The organism is Allofournierella sp., assembly GCF_017889395.1.
GTDB lineage: Bacteria > Bacillota > Clostridia > Oscillospirales > Ruminococcaceae > Allofournierella.
On the sequence record NZ_JAGHKE010000118.1, the window covers coordinates 1 to 5287 of the forward strand.

The following is a 5287-nucleotide window of genomic DNA, read 5'->3' on the forward strand; positions in this document are numbered from 1 at the left end:
CCCAGACACTGACTTCTCTGGCTCTGGATATTCCCACTGTAAACTATGGCAGCAACACCTACGAGATTGAAAGTATCCTTCAGCAGGAATTTCAAAACGCCCTGATCAGCAACAACCTGCAGCACTGTCTGCAATCTGTCCAGCAAAAGGCTGAGGCTATCTCCGCCAAGTAGGCGTTCCCTCTATTGTTTTTCCCCATACCCCAAATTGGTGGTTTGAACGAGGAAGAATCTGAAAAAACTTCCTACTCGACCATGTAACCAACAAAATGCCTGCTTTATGGAGCAGATTACTACAAACCTTGCTTCTACTCTCCCTTCCTGGGGATTTCAGAAAGCACAGTTCATAATTTCCCATGTCTTCACCTTCCCTGGTCTGAGACCACAACCAACCTTGAAGTGTGTAATGGCTGTTTCTGTATTTACGATTGAATTCATTCTTCTGCAGTGATTTCTTGGCGAACTTTTTTCCATCATCTTGCCGTAGTACTACACTTTTTTCAGACATGATAAGCCCCCCTGATGCAATGATTTCCTGCGTCAGGGTGGCTTTCTTTCTATCAGCTTTTTTAGATTCTGTTCATTGAAAAACAGGGAGCTTTTTCATTCGTTTTTACCGTATTCAATCTCCTTCTCTTTACTTCCGAGCCTCAATATCACAAACTGGAATCTCTCTTGTGCAAGAAAAGAAAGAAACTGTTTTCAATCACAACTAGACGGTTCTACTGCGTTTGCGTATAATTTCAGTAACGGTTCGCATTTGCAGACCAACATCAAAATCACATTGAAATGGAGGTACACTTCTATGTCCCTGATTCAGAAAGAAATTGCCGATTTTACCGTCCAGTGTTACCAGGACAACGCCTTCCGCGCTGTGAGCAAGGCGGATGTGCTGGGCAAATGGAACGTTTTCTTCTTCTATCCCGCTGACTTTACCTTTGTCTGCCCCACCGAGCTGGAGGATCTGGCGAATCTTTACGAGAAGTTCCAGGCGGTGGATTGCGAGATCTACGCGGTTTCCTGCGACACCCACTTTGTCCACAAGGCCTGGCACGATGCATCCGAGCGCATCCAGAAGATCCGGTACCCCATGCTGGCAGACCCCACTCACTGCCTGGCCAAGGATTTTGAGGTGTACATCGAAGCTGATGGTCTGGCTGAACGGGGCAGCTTCATCGTAAACCCGGAAGGCAAGATCGTGGCCTATGAGGTAAACGCCGGCAACGTGGGCCGCAACGCCGACGAGCTGCTGCGCAAGGTTCAGGCCTGCCAGTTCGTGGCAAAGCACGGTGACGAGGTATGTCCCGCCAAATGGCAGCCCGGCGCAGAGACTCTGAAGCCCAGCCTGGATCTGGTGGGCCAGCTGTAACGAGTGATCGTTTGAAAACGGTTGCCAATCACACTCCTGACAAAGCCCCATGGCCCTTTACGGGCCATGGGCAAATGGGTTTCAGCATGAACAATTTCTATGATGTAATCGTTATCGGCGGCGGCCCGGCCGGGCTTACCGCCGCTCTTTATCTGGCACGGGCCCGTTACCGTGTGGTCGTGGTGGAAAAGGACCATTTCGGCGGACAGATCACCATCACCTCCGAGGTGGTCAACTATCCCGGAGTGGAGCGCACCAGCGGCACCCAGCTTACCGAAACTATGCGCAAACAGGCGGAGCATTTCGGCGCAGAGTTTCTGCTAGCAGAGGTCACTGCGCTGGACATGACCGGCGAGATCAAAACCGTGCAGACCAGCCGGGGCCCCTTGCAGTGCTTCGGCGTACTGCTGGCCACCGGCGCGCATCCCCGCATGATCGGCTTCCCCGGAGAGGAACAGTTCCGGGGCCGGGGTGTGGCCTACTGTGCCACCTGCGACGGTGAATTCTTTACCGGCAAGGACGTTTTTGTGGTGGGCGGCGGCTTTGCTGCCGCGGAGGAAAGCGTCTTCCTCACCAAATACGCCCGCCATGTGACCATCCTCATCCGGGAGGACGACTTCACCTGTGCGCAGGCCGTGGCGGATGCTGCCCGGAATCACGAGAAAATCAGCATTCTGACCAACACTGTGGTGGTGGAGCTTTCCGGCGACACCGCTCCCCGCTGCATCCGGATCCGTAACACGAAAACCGGACAGGAAACCGAGCACCGGGCGGCGGAGGGAGAAACCTTCGGCGTATTCGTCTTTGCTGGTTACTCCCCCTCCACCGATCTCGCCCGGGGTGTGGCAAAACTGGACGAGCAGGGCTACATCCTCACAGACCGCAGCCAGAAAACCTCGGCGGACGGGCTGTATGCCGCCGGAGATGTGTGTGTCAAGCCGCTGCGCCAGGTGGTCACTGCGGTGGGCGACGGCGCTTTGGCCGCCACTCAGCTGGAGCTGCTGTGCGCTGCCATGCAGGCAAAAACAGGGATTCGCCCCCAGCAGCCTGCAGCGCGCAGCACAGCCCCGGAGCCTGTTTCCGGCAGCAGCGAACTCATCAGCGAGGAGATGGCTGCGCAGCTTCGCACCCTTTTTGACCGGATGTCCTCTTCCCTGATTCTTCGCCTTTTCCTGGATCAGACCCCCGTCTCCCGGGAACTGCGCGAGTATATAGAGGAGCTGGCAAGCCATACACATAAGCTGACGGTGGAGCTGGCCGAGCCGTCCGGAGCAGAGCACCTGCCCTGTGTGCAGGTCTGCCGCGAGGACGGCAGCTGGACCGGGCTTGCTTTCCACGGTGTACCCGGCGGGCATGAGTTCACCTCCTTCGTTTTGGGCCTGTACAATGCTGCCGGACCCGGCCAGAGCCTTGACCCACAGACCGAAGCGGCCATTCAGACCCTTCAAAAGCCGGTGAAGCTTCAGGTGCTGGTCTCCCTATCCTGCACCATGTGCCCGGAGCTGGTGACCGCTTCCCAGCGTCTGGCTGCGGCTCATCCTCAGGTGACGGCACAGGTATATGACCTGAACCATTTTCCCGATCTGCGGGAGAAATACCAGGTAATGAGCGTTCCCTGCCTGGTAGTCAACGACGGCGAACAAATTCTCTTTGGCAAAAAGAACCTTCCGCAGCTTCTGGAACTGCTGAACTTTTGAAAGCAGCTTGCGCCGCACGGATATCCGTGCGGCGCAAGCTGCTTAGAATCCGTCATTTGAACAGATAAGAGGAGCCGCCATGTCAAAATTCGGAATCATAGAAGACACGCTATTTATTCCTCTGTTGGGCAGAATATACGCCAGTGAACGATACCCGCATATCCTGTACGATAAGAGTGCGCTGAGCCTGAAGCTGCAGCTTCCCCTCACAGAACAACCCCATCAGAGCCAATATGCACTGCTTGCCTCCGCCTGCCGAGCAGCCAACATGGACCGTTTTGTCCGAAACTTTTTAACACGCAAACCGGACGGTGCAATCGTTCAACTGGGCTGCGGACTGGAAACGGCCTATTTCCGCTGCGACAACGGGCGGACCCTCTGGTATGCACTGGATCTGCCCCATGTGATTGACTTCCGAAAAGAGCTGCTTGGAGAGCCGGAACGGGAGCACCTTATCGCCGGAGATGCTTTTTCTGAAACATGGATTCATCGGATCCGCACAGAACTGCCGCACACACCTTTGCTTGTAACCGCAGGCGGATTATTCCATTACTTTGAAGAAACTCAAATTCTGCGTCTGTTTCGGATGCTGGCTGCTTACGGAAATATTGAGCTTGTTTTCGACGCCGTAAGCAGCACCGGGCTTTTGATGATGCAGAAAAAATACATGAAACAGGTCAGCCACTCCAATGTGCAGATGTTTTTTGCGGTGGATACCGCCCAGGAGTTGGCCATCAAAACCGGTTATCGACTTCAGGTCTTTACAGAAGAACCCTTCTACTGCCATATCCCCAGAACCGGGCTAAAATTATCCACACGGCTCAATATGAAGCTTTCTGACCGATTCTCCATGGTAAAGATGATACACCTGCAGTTCTAAACATTTTCTTAATCGCATACACAGAACGGCCCCCGAAGGAAAACCCTTCGGGGGCCGTTCTGCTCTATGGAATCAGTGCTGTGAGAAGAGAAATGGGGAAGATAAATTTAGTTTTCCTTCACGGAAGGCAGGATGGTCTCCACCTCGGCGTGGGGACGGGGAATCACATGAACGGATACCAGCTCACCCACGCGCTGAGCAGCGGCAGCACCGGCGTCGGTGGCAGCCTTTACAGCGCCCACGTCGCCGCGAACCATCACGGTAACCAGACCGCCGCCGATGAATTCCTTGCCGATCAGGGTGACGTTAGCAGCCTTTACCATGGCGTCAGCCGCTTCGATGGAACCTACCAGACCCTTAGTCTCGATCATACCCAGAGCATCGTACTTCATAATAATTTCCTCCTGAAAATTTTATAATGTTTGATTCAGCAAATGTTGTTTATACGATCCGAACAGACGACGCGGAGCCAAGGCCCAGAGCATTCGCCTCTTCGGTATCCACATGACATTCCAGCGCGGATTCGCCGGTCACACGGATTACAGTGTTTTTCAGCACGCCGCCCCGCAGGCCATCCACCTGCAGGTCCACCCACTGGCCATCGTGTACGCCGAACTTCTCGGCATCCTTCGGGTGCATGTGGATGTGGCGCTGGGCGATCATCACGCCCTTTTCGGTCTGCACCGAGCCCTTCGGGCCCACCAGCGTGACGCCCGGGGTGCCGTCCAGATCACCGGACAGGCGGATGGGTGCCTTCACGCCCAGCTTGAAGCAGTCGGCCGCCAGGATTTCCACCTGGGTCTGACTGCGTACCGGGCCAAGGATGCGCACCTTTTCGATCACGCCCTTGGGACCGCAGACGGTAACCGTCTCCTTGCAGGCGTACTGACCGGGCTGGAAAAGATCCTTCATCTTCTCCAGCGTGTGGCCGGGGCCGAACAGCCGATCCAGGTCACCTTGAGAGAGGTGCACATGCCTGTTGGAAACGCCCACCGGAATCTGCTTCTCTTCCCCGCCGGGAGCTGCCTGCTGCTTCACTGCTTCCATCAGCAGCGCCAGCAGTTCATCGCATTGACTCATTGGTTCGCCGCTCCTTTCCAAATCAGTGATTCATGGAAGCGATCAGGTTCCGGACCAGCTCCGCCAGATGGGCGTCATCGGTGAAGCCCTGAGAAGCATTTTTCAGCTGCTCCGGGGTGTCGATGCTGGATTCCTGCACCGCTGCGCCGCAGCTGGGGCAGCCCTGCCGCCGCTCAAAGGAAGCCACGATGTCCGCGGGGCTGAAGTCCAGCGGACGCTGAGCGCAGCATTCCGCCGTGGGAGCTGCGGTGCGGCCCAGATC

General features: G+C 55.5%; 6 protein-coding genes. 3 read left to right on the plus strand and 3 right to left on the minus strand.

Going from position 1 to position 5287, the window contains the following annotated elements; genetic code table 11:
* Window positions 1-804: 804 nt before the first annotated feature.
* The 3 genes from ahpC (at window position 805) to J7G73_RS12220 (ending at window position 3945) form a co-directional block, all read left to right on the plus strand.
* The gene (gene ahpC, locus J7G73_RS12210; RefSeq protein WP_291246454.1) at window positions 805-1368 is read left to right on the plus strand and encodes an alkyl hydroperoxide reductase subunit C; all 564 of its coding nucleotides are present in this window, start codon (window positions 805-807) and stop codon (window positions 1366-1368) included.
* 86 nt (window positions 1369-1454) lie between these two features.
* Window positions 1455-3065, plus strand: a complete 1611-nt coding sequence (locus tag J7G73_RS12215) for an FAD-dependent oxidoreductase (protein ID WP_291246455.1) — start codon at window positions 1455-1457, stop codon at window positions 3063-3065.
* 79 nt (window positions 3066-3144) lie between these two features.
* Window positions 3145-3945, plus strand: coding sequence for a class I SAM-dependent methyltransferase (locus J7G73_RS12220; protein ID WP_291246456.1), 801 nt, complete (start codon window positions 3145-3147; stop codon window positions 3943-3945).
* 107 nt (window positions 3946-4052) lie between these two features.
* Here the strand turns inward: J7G73_RS12220 and eutM are convergent, their stop codons facing one another.
* The 3 genes from eutM to J7G73_RS12235 all read right to left on the minus strand — a co-directional run.
* Window positions 4053-4337, minus strand: a complete 285-nt coding sequence (gene eutM, locus J7G73_RS12225) for an ethanolamine utilization microcompartment protein EutM (protein ID WP_058965090.1) — start codon at window positions 4335-4337, stop codon at window positions 4053-4055.
* Window positions 4338-4386: 49 nt separating this feature from the next.
* On the minus strand, window positions 4387-5025 hold the full coding sequence (locus tag J7G73_RS12230; RefSeq protein ID WP_291246457.1) for a phosphate propanoyltransferase: 639 nt from the start codon (window positions 5023-5025) through the stop codon (window positions 4387-4389).
* 22 nt (window positions 5026-5047) lie between these two features.
* On the minus strand, window positions 5048-5287 hold a 240-nt coding region (locus J7G73_RS12235; protein WP_291246458.1), incomplete at its 5' end, for a hypothetical protein.

What these genes read in the sequence shown, in the direction of transcription:
- ahpC (WP_291246454.1), top strand. Translation starts at nt 805, where the DNA reads ATGTCCCTGATTCAGAAAGAAATTGCCGATTTTACCGTCCAGTGTTAC.
- J7G73_RS12215 (WP_291246455.1), top strand. Translation starts at nt 1,455, where the DNA reads ATGAACAATTTCTATGATGTAATCGTTATCGGCGGCGGCCCGGCCGGG.
- J7G73_RS12220 (WP_291246456.1), top strand. Translation starts at nt 3,145, where the DNA reads ATGTCAAAATTCGGAATCATAGAAGACACGCTATTTATTCCTCTGTTG.
- eutM (WP_058965090.1), bottom strand. Translation starts at nt 4,337, where the DNA reads ATGAAGTACGATGCTCTGGGTATGATCGAGACTAAGGGTCTGGTAGGT.
- J7G73_RS12230 (WP_291246457.1), bottom strand. Translation starts at nt 5,025, where the DNA reads ATGAGTCAATGCGATGAACTGCTGGCGCTGCTGATGGAAGCAGTGAAG.